The 15,534-nt window shown below is 43.9% G+C and carries 13 protein-coding genes; 11 read left to right on the top strand and 2 right to left on the bottom strand.

Annotation, left to right across the window (positions count from 1 at the left end; translation table 11 throughout):
• The first annotated feature begins 316 nt into the window (after positions 1-316).
• The 11 genes from QMA39_RS09770 to lhgO all read left to right on the top strand — a co-directional run bounded on the left by QMA39_RS09770 (position 317) and on the right by lhgO (position 13,926).
• A complete protein-coding gene (locus tag QMA39_RS09770) occupies positions 317-1,003 on the top strand; it encodes a DUF4867 family protein (protein WP_027954974.1) in 687 nt (228 codons plus the stop codon).
• Positions 1,000-2,757 carry a solute:sodium symporter family transporter gene (locus QMA39_RS09765; RefSeq protein WP_027954975.1) on the top strand — a complete coding sequence of 586 codons (1,758 nt, stop codon included), beginning with the start codon at positions 1,000-1,002 and terminating at the stop codon, positions 2,755-2,757. The genes QMA39_RS09770 and QMA39_RS09765 overlap by 4 nt, the downstream gene beginning before the upstream one ends.
• A 12-nt stretch (positions 2,758-2,769) precedes the next feature.
• The gene (locus QMA39_RS09760; RefSeq protein WP_281658572.1) at positions 2,770-4,821 is read left to right on the top strand and encodes an alpha-glucosidase; all 2,052 of its coding nucleotides are present in this window, start codon (positions 2,770-2,772) and stop codon (positions 4,819-4,821) included.
• Between the two features lie 75 nt (positions 4,822-4,896).
• Positions 4,897-6,240 carry a hypothetical protein gene (locus tag QMA39_RS09755; protein WP_281658571.1) on the top strand — a complete coding sequence of 448 codons (1,344 nt, stop codon included), beginning with the start codon at positions 4,897-4,899 and terminating at the stop codon, positions 6,238-6,240.
• 12 nt (positions 6,241-6,252) lie between these two features.
• A complete protein-coding gene (locus tag QMA39_RS09750; RefSeq protein WP_281658570.1) occupies positions 6,253-7,419 on the top strand; it encodes a diphosphate--fructose-6-phosphate 1-phosphotransferase in 1,167 nt (388 codons plus the stop codon).
• A complete protein-coding gene (locus tag QMA39_RS09745) occupies positions 7,409-8,140 on the top strand; it encodes a GntR family transcriptional regulator (RefSeq protein ID WP_281658569.1) in 732 nt (243 codons plus the stop codon). Before QMA39_RS09750 ends, QMA39_RS09745 begins: the two co-directional genes overlap by 11 nt.
• Positions 8,141-8,155: 15 nt before the next feature.
• Positions 8,156-9,046 carry a class II fructose-bisphosphate aldolase gene (locus QMA39_RS09740; RefSeq protein WP_281658568.1) on the top strand — a complete coding sequence of 297 codons (891 nt, stop codon included), beginning with the start codon at positions 8,156-8,158 and terminating at the stop codon, positions 9,044-9,046.
• Between the two features lie 20 nt (positions 9,047-9,066).
• Positions 9,067-10,500 carry an aldehyde dehydrogenase family protein gene (locus QMA39_RS09735; RefSeq protein ID WP_281658567.1) on the top strand — a complete coding sequence of 478 codons (1,434 nt, stop codon included), beginning with the start codon at positions 9,067-9,069 and terminating at the stop codon, positions 10,498-10,500.
• Between the two features lie 56 nt (positions 10,501-10,556).
• Entirely contained in the window at positions 10,557-11,456 is a 900-nt protein-coding gene (locus QMA39_RS09730; protein WP_281658566.1) for an AEC family transporter, read from the top strand.
• Positions 11,457-11,760: 304 nt separating this feature from the next.
• Complete coding sequence (gene glaH, locus QMA39_RS09725) at positions 11,761-12,696, top strand: glutarate dioxygenase GlaH (RefSeq protein WP_281658565.1); 936 nt, start codon at positions 11,761-11,763, stop codon at positions 12,694-12,696.
• Between the two features lie 18 nt (positions 12,697-12,714).
• Positions 12,715-13,926, top strand: a complete 1,212-nt coding sequence (lhgO, locus tag QMA39_RS09720; RefSeq protein WP_281658564.1) for an L-2-hydroxyglutarate oxidase — start codon at positions 12,715-12,717, stop codon at positions 13,924-13,926.
• 149 nt (positions 13,927-14,075) lie between these two features.
• Here the strand turns inward: lhgO and QMA39_RS09715 are convergent, their stop codons facing one another.
• Both QMA39_RS09715 and QMA39_RS09710 read right to left on the bottom strand, forming a co-directional pair.
• Positions 14,076-14,381: a DUF3870 domain-containing protein gene (locus QMA39_RS09715; RefSeq protein WP_027954985.1), complete on the bottom strand. Its 306-nt coding sequence runs from the start codon at positions 14,379-14,381 to the stop codon at positions 14,076-14,078.
• A gap of 13 nt (positions 14,382-14,394) precedes the next feature.
• Positions 14,395-15,444: a DctP family TRAP transporter solute-binding subunit gene (locus QMA39_RS09710; RefSeq protein WP_281658563.1), complete on the bottom strand. Its 1,050-nt coding sequence runs from the start codon at positions 15,442-15,444 to the stop codon at positions 14,395-14,397.
• Positions 15,445-15,534: the final 90 nt, after the last annotated feature.

Here is a 15,534-nt window from a genome sequence, read left to right as displayed (position 1 = left end):
AAAGAAGAAGGGAACTTCACGAAGGGACTGTTTTGGGCGGTTTTGTTATCGATTCCTTTGTGGGGATTGATTTTCACAGCGGTCTATATGTTCATAAATTAAATTGATTTTAAAGCAGGGCCCCTGACAGGGGTCCTGCTTTTTCGTAATTATGAACGCTGATAAAGTTCTTTTCCATTTCTTTGATTCATCTTTATTTACCAAATATTTTAAAAATTATACTTGCTTTTCTGTATGCGCTTCCATTAGAATGGATAACAACAAAAGGTACCTATGTATTTTTAAAGGTAGTTATCTTTTAATGGGGAGGAACAATATGCTAAAGACTATTCAGAAGTGTAATGAAGGTATGGAAATCCACCATATTGATGAGGCGTCCTTCCACTTGTTTGGAAGAGTGCATGAGAATTTTCCAAAAGATCGTTTACTAGACAAAATGAAAGACGTCTCTATTCCAGCGGAAGGGAATGTCTACGAACCCGCTAATCTAAGGTTGGAAACAGCAGGGGATAAAGAAAAAATTGAGAACTTCTACTATGGTGGGATGCCTGTCCAGATTGGTTTTTGTGTTGGTAAGAACTCACATTTAGGAGGGTTGGAATTCCACAAGGGAAGCGAATTCAACATAGCTGTCACTGATATGATTCTTTTAATAGGTCATTTTAATGATATAAAAGATCATACGTTTTCAACAGAGCATTTAAGGGCGTTTTACGTGCCTGAGGGTTATGTAGTCGAATTGTTTCAAACCACCTTACACTTAGCTCCTTGTAAAGTATCTGAAGAAGGGTTTAAAACGATTGTTATTCTTCCAGAAGGCACAAACACCCCTTTAAATGATTCAGCTGTCGAGCAGGATCTCCTTCTATTTAAGAAAAATAAGTGGCTGCTATCCCATAAGGATCATCAGCGTTTTGTATCTGAAGGAGCCCATGTTGGTATAAAAGGTCCTAACGTTTTTGTGAATTATTTAATGGAGCGAGAGGGAGGAAAGCAGCAATGAATCTCTTTTTTACACTGATTACATGTGTCTTGTTCATGGGTTTGGTTGGCTGGGTGTCTTATCGAAAAGCCAAGGGACAGGTGAATGATTCCGACGGATACTTTCTAGCGGGAAGAGGCTTGACAGGCGGATTTATTGCAGGAAGTCTCCTGCTCACAAATTTGTCTGCTGAACAATTAATAGGGTTGAATGGTCAGGCCTATCGTACAAATCTTTCAAATATGGCCTGGGAAGTGACCGCTCCCATTGCAGTCATCATTATGGCTTTGGTCTTACTTCCGAAATATCTGGGTGGTGCATTTTCAACGCTTCCTGAATTTTTAAGTACCCGCTTTGATGATGGGGTAAGAAGGTACATCGTTGTTCTGTTTATGCTGGGGTATGCGTTCGTGACGATTCCTTCTGTTCTTTATTCAGGTGCACTGGCTGTTTTAAAACTGTTTGATGTTCCTTCACTTTTAGGTATATCTTTTGAGTCATCGGTATGGCTGGTCATATGGGTCATCGGTATTATCGGTGCTGTTTATGCTATCTTTGGTGGTTTAAGAGCCGTAGCTGTGTCTGACACATTAAATGGAATCGGCCTTTTGCTGATCGGTTTGATGATTCCTGTTATCGGATTGTTTGCCCTTGGAGATGGAAACTTCTTTAGAGGATTTGAAACGATGGCCACAGAAAATGCTGATAAGTTGAATGCTATTGGTGGAAAGGAAGACTCTGTACCATTTTCAGCAATTTTTACAGGAATGATTTTCATGAATATGTTTTACTGGGGAACGAACCAGTATGTCATTCAGCGGGCTCTCGGAGCTAAAAACCTTGCTGAAGGTCAAAAAGGGGTTCTGTTTTCAGGTTTTTACAAGCTCCTCGTTCCAATTTTAATGATGATTCCAGGTGTTATCGCTTTTCATTTGTATGGTTCCGGATTTAAAACCGTCGATTTAGCTTACCCAACTATGGTTACGAATTTGATGCCGACCATTTTCTCCGGATTGTTTCTTGCAGTGCTGCTCGGCGCGGTCTTCTCCAGCTTTAACTCATTGTTGAATTCTGCTGCGACCATGTTTGCTCTGGATGTTTACAAGCCAGGCTTTAAACCGGATGCATCAGATGAGCAGTTGATTCGGGTTAGTAAATATTTTGGAACCATTCTGGCTTTGGTGTCCTTTTTTATTTCACCGATGCTGATGAGTGCACCGGATGGCCTTTGGGACATCATCCGTAAGTTTACTGGTTTCTTCAACATTCCAATCATTGCTATTGTCCTTGTAGGGATTGCGTCGAAATTTGTCCCCCCTCTGGGAGCAAAAATAGCTGTCATCTTTCATGTAGTGACCTACTATATGCTGGTATGGGGTTTAAATCAGTTGTTTGGTATTGAAATTACCATGAACTTTATCCATATCTCTGCTATTCTTTTCTTCATCGAAGTAGGAATTATGCTGGTTGTGGGATATATACGGCCGCTTTCAGAACCGTATTCTTTCAAACATGCACCAAAAGTGAGCATGGTACCATGGAAGTACGCGATCCCTACAGCTATTATTCTCTTAAGTTTAATTGTATTCGTTTACATTACCTTCTCTCCAATAGGATTGGCATACCCGGATGCTGTCGTTTCGTCATGGTTCTGGGCAGCGTCAGGCGGTTTAATTGGATTGACAACTGTAACCTTAGTATTTGCTCTGAAAAAGTGGGACAAGAAGTATGATCAAGTTTTAGAAAATCAAACCAAAAAAGCGGCAAATTTATAGGAGGTACCAATTATGCAGACGAAACTAAAGCAAGGATTGGACATTCACACTAATGGGGGAACCTTTGAGGTTACATTGGACAGTAAAACTATTTTTAAGCATTCCCCAGCTTCTCCATGTTTATATGTCGGAAGCGGGGAAGAGACTATTGAGATGTATCGAGGGAATTATCATATTGAAGATTATGTTGTGGAAAGGTTTGGGTTGAAGACTTACGAAATAAGCCGAAAAAGAGATGATGGTTTTCAAATAGACTTTAAAAGAACGCCTGCAGACACAGAAGTGTTAACAGTGGATTTCCTCTACAAAGACCATAATTTAAAACTAACTTTTTCTGGTGATCGTGAGACGTACAGCCGTTTTTGGATCCGGATTGCCGCTGATTCTGATGAGAAGATCTATGGATGTGGGGAGCAGATGTCTCATTTGAACCTGCGTGGCAAAAACTTCCCGTTATGGACTTCAGAACCTGGCGTAGGAAGAAATAAAAAGACGTATACGACATTTCTTGCGGATGTTCATGACAAAGCAGGCGGCGATTATTATCATACGAATTTTCCGCAGCCAACGTACCTTTCCTCTAAGAAATACTTCTGTCATGTCGATACGACAGCTTACGCAGATTTTGATTTCCGTAAAGATCAATATCATGAGCTGCAAATGTGGGAAGTTCCTGAACACATCATGTTTGAAACAGGAGCGGATTTTAAAGAGCTGGTTTCTCGTTTAACGAAGCATCTTGGAAGGCAGCCGGAGCTTCCAGAATGGACGTATGATGGAATATGGCTGGGGATGCAGGGAGGAACGGATGCTGTTCAGAAAAAAATAGATGAGGCCCGGGAAAAAGGATTGAAGGTGGGCGCTGTATGGGCTCAGGACTGGCAGGGGAAACGTTTCACTTCCTTTGGACGTCGGTTGAACTGGAACTGGCAGTGGGATGCGAATGAATATCCTGGTCTGGATCAAAAGCTTAAAGAATGGAAAGAGCAGGGCATTCGTTTTCTAGGCTACATCAACCCATATTTAATTCTTGATGGACCGCTGTATCAAGAAGCTGCTGCGAAAAACTACTTTGTGCTGAATCAAAAAGATGACATTTACCTAGTCGATTTTGGAGAGTTTGACTGTGGAATTGTAGACTTGACCAACCCAGACGCTTTCGAATGGTATAAACGTGTCATTCAAATCTATATGATTGATTTCGGATTAGATGGATGGATGGCGGACTTTGGAGAATACCTTCCGACAGATGCCAAACTCTTCAATGGTGAGCCTGCCATGCTGATGCATAATGCCTGGCCTGCGTTATGGGCCAGAGTTAATTTTGAAGCAGTCGATGAAGCTGATAAAACAGAAGAAATTGTGTACTTCATGCGTGCTGGCTATACAGGAAGTCAAAAATACTGCCGTCTACTGTGGGCAGGTGATCAAAGTGTTAACTGGGATCTTGATGATGGAATTGCTTCTGTGATTCCAGCAGCTCTCTCAGCGGGGTTAACGGGGAACGGTCTTCATCATAGTGACATAGGCGGGTACACAAGTTTACATGGGAATAAACGCTCGAAAGAGTTACTATTGCGATGGCTTGAACTTGCTGCTTTCACCCCTGTCATGAGAAGTCATGAAGGTAACCGTCCAACAGACAGCCACCAGTATGATCGTGATGAAGAAACGATGGATGCTTTCGTACGCATGACAGATATTCATACCGCATTAGCTCCTTACCTTAAAGAAATTGTGAAGGAGAATGCAGAAAAAGGAATTCCTGTCCAACGTCCTTTATTTATGGAGTTTGAATCTGATGAAAAAACTTATGATATCCAATACCAATACATGCTGGGGAGAGACATCCTTGTAGCTCCAGTTTATGAGGAATCTGTAAGTCACTGGCGTGTGTATCTCCCAGATGTAGTGTGGATTCATTTATGGACTGGAGAGGAATTTACAGGTGGGAATGTTGAAGTGGAGGCGCCGCTGGGACAGCCGCCTGTATTCTATAGAAAGGGATCTGAATATGCTGATCTCTATAAGAAAATAAGGGCAGAGTATACGATCGAAAAATAAAGGTAATAACCTTTGTTTAAAGGTAGGTACGTATGTTATGATGTTTTCAAACAGAGATAAAGGTGGGACAGATCAATGACTATGAAAGTGTTATATCTTCCAATTGGAAGAAAGACGTTTGATCTAGAAGCAGGAGAAATTCAAAGGGAAAAAAGTTCGGAAATGTTGAATGATCTTGGGGTTGAAGTAATTGAACCGGAGGGGATTCTTACTTCACCAGATGATTTGAATGATTTTTTGAAAGCGATTCCTGAAGAAGAGGTTGGAGTATCAATCTATCAAAGTGTCACATTCGCTGATGGAGAATTTGTAGAAACGTTGATCAAGCAGGTTCAGGCGCCGGTGATGGTATGGTCGATCCGCGAACCAAGCATCAATGGCCGGCTTCGATTGAATTCTTTAACAGGTGGTAACAGTACCAGTCACGTCTTGAAATGTGCGGGACATCCGTATTCCTTTCTTTTTGGTAATCCCGAAGAAGCACAAATCCGTACTCGCTTAACCAAATACTTAAAAGTTCAGCAGATGATTCAGGATTTAAGAGATTTCAAGATAGGTGTCATTGGAGAACATCCTCCGGGTTTCTTTTTCTCTGGAACAGACGAAGAAATGCTTCACAAACAATTAGGAGTGGAAGTGAAGCAGGTTGATTTAATGAAAGCCTTTGAAGAATCTAAGAAACTAACAGAAGTGGAATGGGAGCATGCTGTCGATCGGGCGCAGCAGCAAGTCATTGGCTTAAATAGAAATGACGAAACGGTCCAAAGGTTTGCTCAGTTCACAACTTATGTAGAATCCATCGTAGATAAGGAGCAGTTATCAGGATTAGCAATCCGCTGCTGGCCGGAATTCTTTAATGAATTGGGAGCTGCTGCATGTTCCACACTTTCACAGTTCACAGAAGATGGGATTGTCTCTTCCTGCGAATCAGATATACATGGGTCGGTTTCTATGTTCATCCTTCAGCAATTGAGCGGCGGAAAATCTCCGTACTTGGGCGACATGGTTCATGTGAATGAAGCTAGTAATTCGGTGGTTTTCTGGCATTGTGGGGCAGGAGCCTATTCGCTTGCCCACCCGGATCAAGGAGCCAGACCCGGGGTTCATCCGAATCGCAAACTTGGATTTACGATGGAGTTTGGTTTGAAACCAGGTCAAGTCACCATGTTCCGTGTCAGCTACACTCCGGAAGGTTATCGACTCCTTATTATGCGTGGTAATGCATTGGATACCCCTAAGCGGTTCAACGGTACATCGGTGGAAGTAGAATTAGAGACAGATATCAACAACACCCTTTACAGTTTAATGGAAGAAGGGTTTGAGCCTCATTATGCTCTTGTTTATGAAGATGTCGTAGAAGAGCTTGAGGAACTGGGGCGTCAACTGGGTCTTGAAACGATCGTATATACAAAAGAATAAGGAGGACACCAGATGAAACACGTCGCAGTAGGACAGGCAGGTGGCCCTACAGCTGTTATTAATGCCACTCTGGCTGGTTTTGTGGACAGTGTAAAAGAGCGATGTCGATTAACCTTCATTGAAGGAGGATACCAGGGACTGGTGGAAGAAAACTTCCTGGCTGGAGATGAAGAAATGGTGGAATGGATTAAAGAAAATCGCTATGTTCCAGGAGCCTGCTTGCAATCAGGTCGGTACCCATTTGAAAAGAAAGAAATTTGTGAAGCCGTTCGGTCTCTTAAGAAGAATCATATCGATACGCTCGTGTTTATTGGAGGAAATGGCACAATGGAAGCCCTTTTCAAAGTGAAACAAGAAGCGGAGCGGCAGGGCTGGCCGCTTCAAGTCATTGGGCTTCCCAAAACAGTGGACAATGACCTGGGTGGGACAGATCATGCACCGGGATTTGCCAGTGCAGCGAAGTACATTGCTAAAACGACCAAAGATTTAAGCAGGGATTTGTACTCTATGAAAAATTTCGAGCAGGTACGTGTGCTTGAAACGATGGGACGGAATGCGGGCTGGCTGGCTGCTGCGGCCGGGGCTTGGAAGGAATATGAAGAAGAGGGGCCTCATTTTACTGCTCTTCCAGAACAACCATTGAATCGCCATCAGCTGCTGAAGACCGTTCAACAGGCTCTGGACGGCTTTGGATATGCTCTTATCGTTGTCAGTGAAGGTGTTCAATGGGAAGAAGGCAGTCAGATTGAACTCAATCATGTAGATGGAAGGGCAGTTCTTGGTGGCATTTCTAAGCAGATCAGTGAGTTTATTGGTAAGGAATTGAATGTGAATACCAGAGCTGAATTGCTGGGCATGAATCAACGGGCCGATACTTCTGCGTTATCCACCATAGATTCAAATGAAGCTTATCGGATTGGGAAAGAAGGTGGGAATTGGGTACTTCAGGATTTTGATGAAGTGATGGCTGCTGTTGGGCGCAGATCAGATGTTTGTTATACAATAGAGATTATACCTGTGAAACTTGAAACAGTCATAGCTGAGGGTGAACGATTGCTGCCGGCAGCGTTCATTAAAGACAGGAATGCCTATTATGAATGGCTGGCCCCTCTGATGGGAGGTGACCGCCCTACTTACCCTCCGCTTTCAAAAAGGAGAGTCCATTATAGTGAATACTAAAATTAACCCGAACAAAGATCTGGCCCTATATTTACAATTGAAAGAATTATTTATTGACCGAATTCAGAATGGTCAGTGGGAAGCCGATAAACTCATCCCTACCGAACAAGAACTTATGAAAGAATTTGATGTCAGCCGCACAACCATTCGCCAGGCCGTATCCATCCTGGTCCAGGAAGGATTGGTGGAAAAGAAACAAGGACGCGGTACTATAGTGAAACCTCGGAAATTGAGCGGGAATCTCAGTCAGTTGAAAGGTTTTGCAGAAGAGGTGCTGGAACGGGGACAAACGCCTCGCAGTAAGCTGATCCGCGCAGAATTCAAATCTAATCTGCATCACGAAAAATCCATGTTGGAGATTAAAGATGATGAACCTATCCTGCTTATAGAACGAATACGGCTGGCCGATGAAATTCCTGTAGCACTGGAACGTACATGCTGGCCAAAGGAAATTGGTGAAATTCTTATCAAGCACAACCTTGATGAAGCACGGTACTATGAAATTCTTGAAAACTATAATATTTACTTAAATAGAGCTAGTGAAAAAATAGCAGCGATTAATGCAACCATCGATGAAGCGGATGCCCTCGGAATAAGGGGTGGAGAAGCTTTACTTGAAATGACGCGATTAAGTTTTGGTGTGAACGAACGGCCTATCGAGTATACGAAAACGAAATACCGCAATGATCAATATCATTACAGCCTTGAACTGAAAAGATAAAAGGAGTGGTCTTCTGTGCCATTTGTAGATGGAAAAACTTTATTGACCCATGCCTATGAGAACCAATACGGAATCGGTGCCTTCAGTGCTCATAACGCGGAAACAATTCTAGCTATTTTAGATGCAGCCGAAGAAAAACAATCCCCTGTGATGATTCAGATTGGACAGAAAGTGATTCAAACATTAGGACTACAGCCTATGAAAGAAATGGTAGATGCGTTTGCCAGGAATGTTTCTGTGCCTGTCTGCATCCACCTCGATCACAGCCGGCAGTATGAACAGACAATGGAAGCTGTTCAAGCAGGATTTCAGTCTGTCATGTTTGATGGGTCCGGATTAACATTCCAGGAGAATACGAGAATCACGAAACAGGTCGTTGAAGCAGCACGGGCGCTGGGTATAGGCAGTGAAGGTGAAATTGGGAAAATTGGCGGAACAGAGGATGATATTACGGTTGATGAGAAAGATGCATTGATTACAACAACAGAAGAAGCTGTGAATTTTGTAAATGAAACGGATGTTGATTATTTAGCAGTATCGATTGGGACAGCTCATGGAATTTATAAACAAACTCCGAATCTACGGTTTGAACGGTTGAAAGAAATATCCCAGGCCGTCAAACGTCCGATTGTTCTTCACGGAGGTTCAGATGTACCTGATGAACAAGTCCAGAAAGCTATTACGATGGGAATCGCTAAAATAAATGTGGACACTGAGCTGCGTCAAGCCTTTACAAGGGGCGTAAAAGGGTACTTGCAAGATCATCCAGAGGATATTGTACTGGCTGATTCGCTTGGTGCTGGTCGTGAGCATATGAAAGAAAAAGTGAAAGAAAAGATCGATGTATTCGGTAGTGTTGGTAAAGCCAATGAATTTTCCATAAAAGAAAAGATCGTAACGTTATAACATATAAGGAGGTTGTTATGATGAATAGCGTCACTACAAGTTATTCGTTTGGATTATTTATTGATGGAGAGTGGTGTGGGACAGAACAAACATTGAATGTATGGAACAAATACAACCAAGCAAAGGTAGGGGAAACGGCAGTCAGTACAGCAGCTGATGTGAACAAGGCTGTCGCTGCAGCGAAACAGGCTCAAGGTGTTCCTTTCTCCCTATACGACCGCTATGAAGTGTTGTTAAAAGTCGCTCAGTTACTGAGAGAGCATACAGAGGAATTTGCAGAAATCATAGCTAAAGAAGTAGGGAAGCCAATCAATGAAGCAAGAGGAGAAGTCGGCCGGTCAGCCCTGACTTTAGAAAATTCTGCGGAAGAAGCAAAGCGGATTCATGGCGAGGAAATTCCAGTTGAAGCTGCCCCGGGATCAGAAAATCGCAAAGCCTTTACAAGAAGGTATCCTGTCGGTGTTGTGGCAGCCATTACGCCCTTTAATGTTCCTTTAAACCTTGTCTGTCATAAAGTTGGTCCTGCTATTGCAGCAGGGAACAGTGTCGTTTTGAAACCCGCAGAAGAAACGCCATTATCTGCATTATTACTTACTAAACTCTTTGAGGAAGCCGGGCTGCCGAAAGGAAGACTAAATGTTCTCACTGGAGAAGGACGTGAAGTTGGTCCATTGCTTACCGCTAACCAGGAAGTAAACATGTTTACTTTTACAGGAAGTCCACAGGTGGGGGAGCAGATCCGCAGGGAAGCCGGACTTAGAGATACCGCTCTTGAGCTTGGCAATAACTCGGCCACTATTGTGCATAACGATGCCGATGTCAATCAAGCGGCTCAACTTGTGGCTCAGAAAAGTTTTAACAATGCCGGGCAGGTGTGTATCTCTGTTCAACGTGTCTATGTGCATAGGGATGTCTATGAGGTGTTTATGGAGAAAGTGAAAGAAGCAACTTCCCGGATCAAGTTAGGTGACCCTTTGGATTCCGCCACCCAAATGGGGCCGATGATTGCAGAAGAAGAAGCCATTCGGGTTGAAAAATGGGTGAACGAAGCGGTTGCAGAAGGAGCTGTTGTTGAAACCGGCGGAAAGCGTGAGGGCGTTTTTTACCACCCAACGGTCCTCTCTCATGTTCATGCCGATATGAAGGTTTGCAGACAAGAGGTATTTGGTCCGGTTGTAGCGGTTCAGCCTTATACAAACGAAGATGAAGTCATCTCTCTTGTTAATGATTCTGAATATGGTCTTCAAGCAGGCCTGTTCACAAATAATTTAGCTTTGGCAATGTACGCAGCTGATCGTATTCATGTAGGCGGACTGATCATCAATGACACGTCAGGGTACCGTGTTGATCATATGCCGTATGGTGGAGTCAAAAAAAGCGGGACTGGAAAAGAAGGTCCACGCTACGCTATTGAAGAAATGACAGAAGAAAAAATTGTCGTATTTAACTTGTAAAGGGAAAGGGAGTCATGGTGACTCCCTTTCTTAATTTAAATTATAGGAGAAAGATGATGGAATTTATTACAATTCTGCTGCCCATTTTCCTCGTTTTCGGCATTGGTTTTGCAGCTCAGAAGATTCTGCAGTTTGATACGTCAGCCTTCTCGAAATTAGCGCTTTATATCCTTGTCCCTTTTCTCGTGTTCCAGACTTTTTATGAAGAAACCATTACATTCTCCTATGTTTATATTTCCATTTATATGCTCGGGCTTTGTGTAACGATTATTGCTATTGTAACCATTTTATCAAAAGTCAGAGGATACTCGGAGAAAGAAAGATGTGGGTTGGTGCTATCCTGTGCATTTACGAACAATGGAAACTACGGAACGCCGTTGGTTTTATTTTTATTCGGAACTACAGGGATGGATACAGCTATTGTACTCATGGTTCTCCAACAGCTGCTTATGAGTACTTTAGGAGTTTATTATGCAGCTAAAGGGGGAGAGGGTGGAAGTGGTGTGAAAGCCGCACTCCGTTCCGTCCGCCGTATGCCAATGGTTTATGGGGCGTTGATCGGATATCTCTTTCAGACCTTTGACCTCAGCATCGGTGGACTGGAGGGTGGGGTGGATTTAATTGCAGGTGCGGCCATCCCTTTAATCATGCTGACTTTAGGAATGCAGCTGGCCAATATAAAAGTGACAGGCTTGGAATATCGAAAAGTATCAACAGCTCTAATTATCAAGCTTATCGCAGCTCCAGCTATTGCAGCTGTCATCGTATGGGGAATGCCTGTTGATCCTTTAATGAAACAGATCATGATCATTATGGCAGCTACTCCTACCGCTGCCAATACAACGATGTACGCCATTCAATTCCAGACAGAGCCACAAACGGTTACAAGTTCAACTCTTTTTACAACCCTTATCAGCATTCTTACGATTCCTGTAGTTATATATTTGGTCACTTAACATCCTCATATAATGATAAGTTTATATGTAGTCGTTCCTTTCTAATGGATATTTACATGTTGACAGAAAATTGTAAAAGATATAACCTTAGAAATAGAAAGCAGACCTTAAAAAAGGTATCCCCTTTTCCGTTCGGTCTGCCATGAACGTTGTAGCAATATCAAACTGTTAAAACTGCTCCATCTCCATGATCCGGAGACCATCCGCAGTTTAAAGCCAGTTTTCCTTTATGGGGAAGACTGGCTTTTTTTCATATCCAGGCCTGGATGGAAAACCTACTCTATAATAAAAAAGGGGAATGTTTATGTGTGCTGTAGACGTTAGAAAAGAACAAATGCCGGTTTTTTCAGGAAACGGATATACGATCCGCCCTCATGAAAAGCATGAACGTTTGTATACGATTGAATTGGAGACAGAGGCGGTTCGGAAGTTTTTAGAGGACGTGAAAGATATCAGTGATGAACAGCTGGAGTATATTCCTTACCAGCGGCTGTTGACGGCTCAAGCTTTAGTAAACGTGTTGGATGAAGATTTCCAAAAGTATGTGACGTCTATTCTGAATGACAGAAGATCCGGAGGTTTTACCACAGGTGTCCAGGGAACGACGATGGATACTCAGGATTATGTGAAATTTTCAACTGCGTTTTCACACCTGGCAGGTATTCCGAATTTTGATGCGATGTCGAAAAAATATTACGCTCGTTTTTCTGTCCAGCATACGGATGACAGTGATTCCTACCTGCGACAGGCTTACCGGAGGTTTACCCTTCATACGGACGGGACGTATGTCGATGAGCCGACGGACTGGCTGCTCATGATGAAGATAGAAGAGGAGAATGCCACCGGTGGAAATTCACGCCTTCTTCATTTGGATGAGTGGGAGGACCTGGATTACTACAGAAGTCATGCGCTGGCGGATTATCCGTTTACGTACAAGGCACCTGCAAGTAAAAATGTAAGTGAGGACGTGCAGAGGGAGACCTTTTATACGTGGAACAATGAGCCGTGCATCTGCTTTATTGACCAATTCGTCTATCCAGAAACGATCACACAGGCACAGTATTTAAAAGATCTATCCCATTCAATGGAGAACTCGGAAAACTTAGTGGAGCTTGAACTTCCAACAGGAGATCTGGTGATGCTGAACAACCGCTTCTGGCTGCACGGACGCGGAGCTTTTGAGAAGAATACCGATCTCCACAGAGAGCTTCTCCGACAGCGGGGACGATTTTCCAAGTAAAAGGCAGGGGGCTTCTATATGTATGATTATGTGATTATCGGGGCTGGTATTGTCGGGCTCTCGACAGCGTACGCATTACAAAACAAAGAACCGCAAGCTTCTATCGCGATTGTGGAAAAAGAAACGGAAATTGCGGCTCATCAAACTGGTCGGAACAGCGGAGTGATCCATTCAGGTGTGTATTATAAGCCCGGCAGTCTCAAAGCTAGAATGGCCGTTCAAGGCAGAAATTCCATGGTGAGGTTCTGCGAGGAGCATGAGATTCCCCACGACGTGTGTGGGAAAGTGCTTGTGGCCACAGAGCCCGAGGAACTGCCGCGGATGGAAGCTCTATATGAACGGGTGGGGCAGAATGGGCTGCATGTGACAAGACTTTCGCAGGAGGAGCTTCATGATGTAGAGCCTCATGTGAATGGGCTGTCTGGATTGAAGGTGCCGACGACAGGCATTGTCGACTATAAAGAGGTCAGCCGGAAGCTTATGGAACAATTGAAAAAAGGAGGAGCCGATGTTTTTCTCGGTTCTCCTGTCCAGGATATTGTAGAAAAAAAGGATGAGGTTATCATCGAGACACCCGGATGTACCATTCATTCCCGGTATATGGTCAACTGTGCGGGGCTGTTCAGTGATCGGATGACAGCGATGAGCGGCATTCATACGGATGTGAAGATTGTTCCGTTCCGCGGGGAATATTTTAAATTGGTGCCGGAAAAACGTCACCTCGTCAAAGGCTTAATCTATCCGATTCCCAACCCGGACTTCCCTTTCTTAGGGGTTCATTTAACGAAAATGATGGATGGGGGCGTTCATGCCGGGCCGAATGCGGTGCTGAGTCTTAAACGGGAAGGTTATCGCAAAGTGGACATGGACTGGAAGGACATGAAAGAGGTTTTAACGTTCCCTGGTTTTTGGAAGCTTGCAGGAGCCAATATGAGGGAGGGGATGAAAGAGATGGTCCGCTCCTTCCATAAGGAAAGCTTTGTGAAGAGCCTGCAGCGTCTCGTTCCCGAAATCAACGCGGAAGATATTGTACCGACGGATGCCGGTGTACGCGCACAGGCGATGTTGAAAAATGGAAAGCTCGTGGACGATTTTTATATTATTCCAGGGAAACGGACGGTTCACGTATGCAACGCCCCTTCCCCGGCAGCTACTGCTTCGTTGGAAATCGGGAAGGAAATTGCTGAAAATCTGCCCGGCCTGGGACGGGAACGTGTTTCGATAAGCTGAGTAAAGAAACCTCGTTAATAGTGTTTATCCGTTCTTTGGAATGATTTCCGGTGCAGTCGCCTCTAAGGAAAGCGGAGGTCGTGCACAATCCAATAAAAAAACCCCGTACAATGATTGAATCATTGTACGGGGTTTTACATACTAAACCATTATTGATGGAGAAGGTACTGCTTATGTGCGTCTTTAAGGGAGGCTTCGAGAGCGTTCCCTGCTTTACCCAGATATCCTGTTTTTAATTCAGCTGCAGGCTCTTCCACACCGTCCTGTAAACTGTAGCCTTTCAGTAACGCTTTGACGAAACTTCGTCCGTGTTCTGTAGCAAGTGTACAGGAAGCATCGACGATGACGCCATACTTTCTGTCCACTTCAAGCGTCAGTGTTAAAGATTCCGAGATATGATTGGCGGCCATCCCTGCTGGGAGTTTGGCGTGGCCGGCTACGAAAATCGTTTTCATTTGTACGCCTCCTTCACTGGTCGGTGATTTGATCAAGTTCCTGCATCAATTCTCTGCCCACGAATGCTTCTGTTTCTATGTAGACGGGTTCGAGCGCCTGCCGCCATATGTTCTGCTGCTCTTGATTTAAATAATGGATGCTGATCGAGTCGGTGCGCTTTAATTCCCTGAGGTGGGCATCGTTCGTTTCAATAGAATGGCGGCGGATCCATTCCGTTGCATCCTCCATGGATGTTTCAATGATTTCTCGTTGTTCGTCGGACAGGTTCTTCCAGAAGGTTTCATTTGTAAGGACGATGTAGCCGAGATAGCCATGGTTGCTGATGGTTAAGTGATCTTGTGTCTCGTAGAGCTTTTTCGTATAAATGTTGGACGTGGTATTTTCCTGGCCATTGATAAATTCAACATGCAGGTTTTCGTAGGTTTTATTAAAGGGCAGCAGACTTGTACTTGCGTCCAGGGCTTGAAACTGCCTTTCGATCACCGGACTCGGCATTCTGCGGAAATGCATCCGTTCAAAATCGCTCGGATGAAGGAGAGACTCACTGGTACTCGTCATTTGTTTGAAGCCGTTATACCAGAATCCCATTCCTCTCATTTCTGATTTGTTCAATTCAGCAAGCAGCGTCCGCCCGATTGTACCCTCATAAGCTTTTCTAACTTCTTCATAGGAAGAGAAAGCATAAGGGAGGTCCAGAATTTGAAAATCGGGATACTCTGAAGTGAGCTTAGACGTAGCAGGAGCAATTATCTGTACACGGTTTTCTTTGAGAGCCTGCTGTTCGTCCTGATCGTTATACAACGCCCCATTGGCATAGATTTCTACTGACACGGTGCCATTTGTACGTGCTTCCACGAGCTCCGCAAACTTACGCGCGGCCAAACCTTTTGGTGTGTGTTCAGACGTGACATGGCTGAATTTGATGACGACCTGATCTTCCAGGCCTTCCTGTTCATCATCATATTCCAGCGTTTGTACGGTATCTCTGAGGTCAAAACCGAAAACGAAAGCCGCCAGCACTCCGCTGCATATAAAGAGAGAAATGAGTGCGAACGTTCTCAATGACAGCACCCCTCTGAAATCGTTTACACAAGTGTACCATAATTTGTCTGGAAGATGATACACTGGAAGAACAAAAGGGGAAAGGAGCAG

Origin of the sequence: Halobacillus sp. Cin3, from assembly GCF_947311855.1 — a bacterium.
Lineage (GTDB): Bacteria > Bacillota > Bacilli > Bacillales > Halobacillaceae > Halobacillus > Halobacillus kuroshimensis.
The sequence above is the reverse complement of the archived record's forward strand: the minus strand, read 5'-3'. Positions and strand labels throughout refer to the sequence as shown.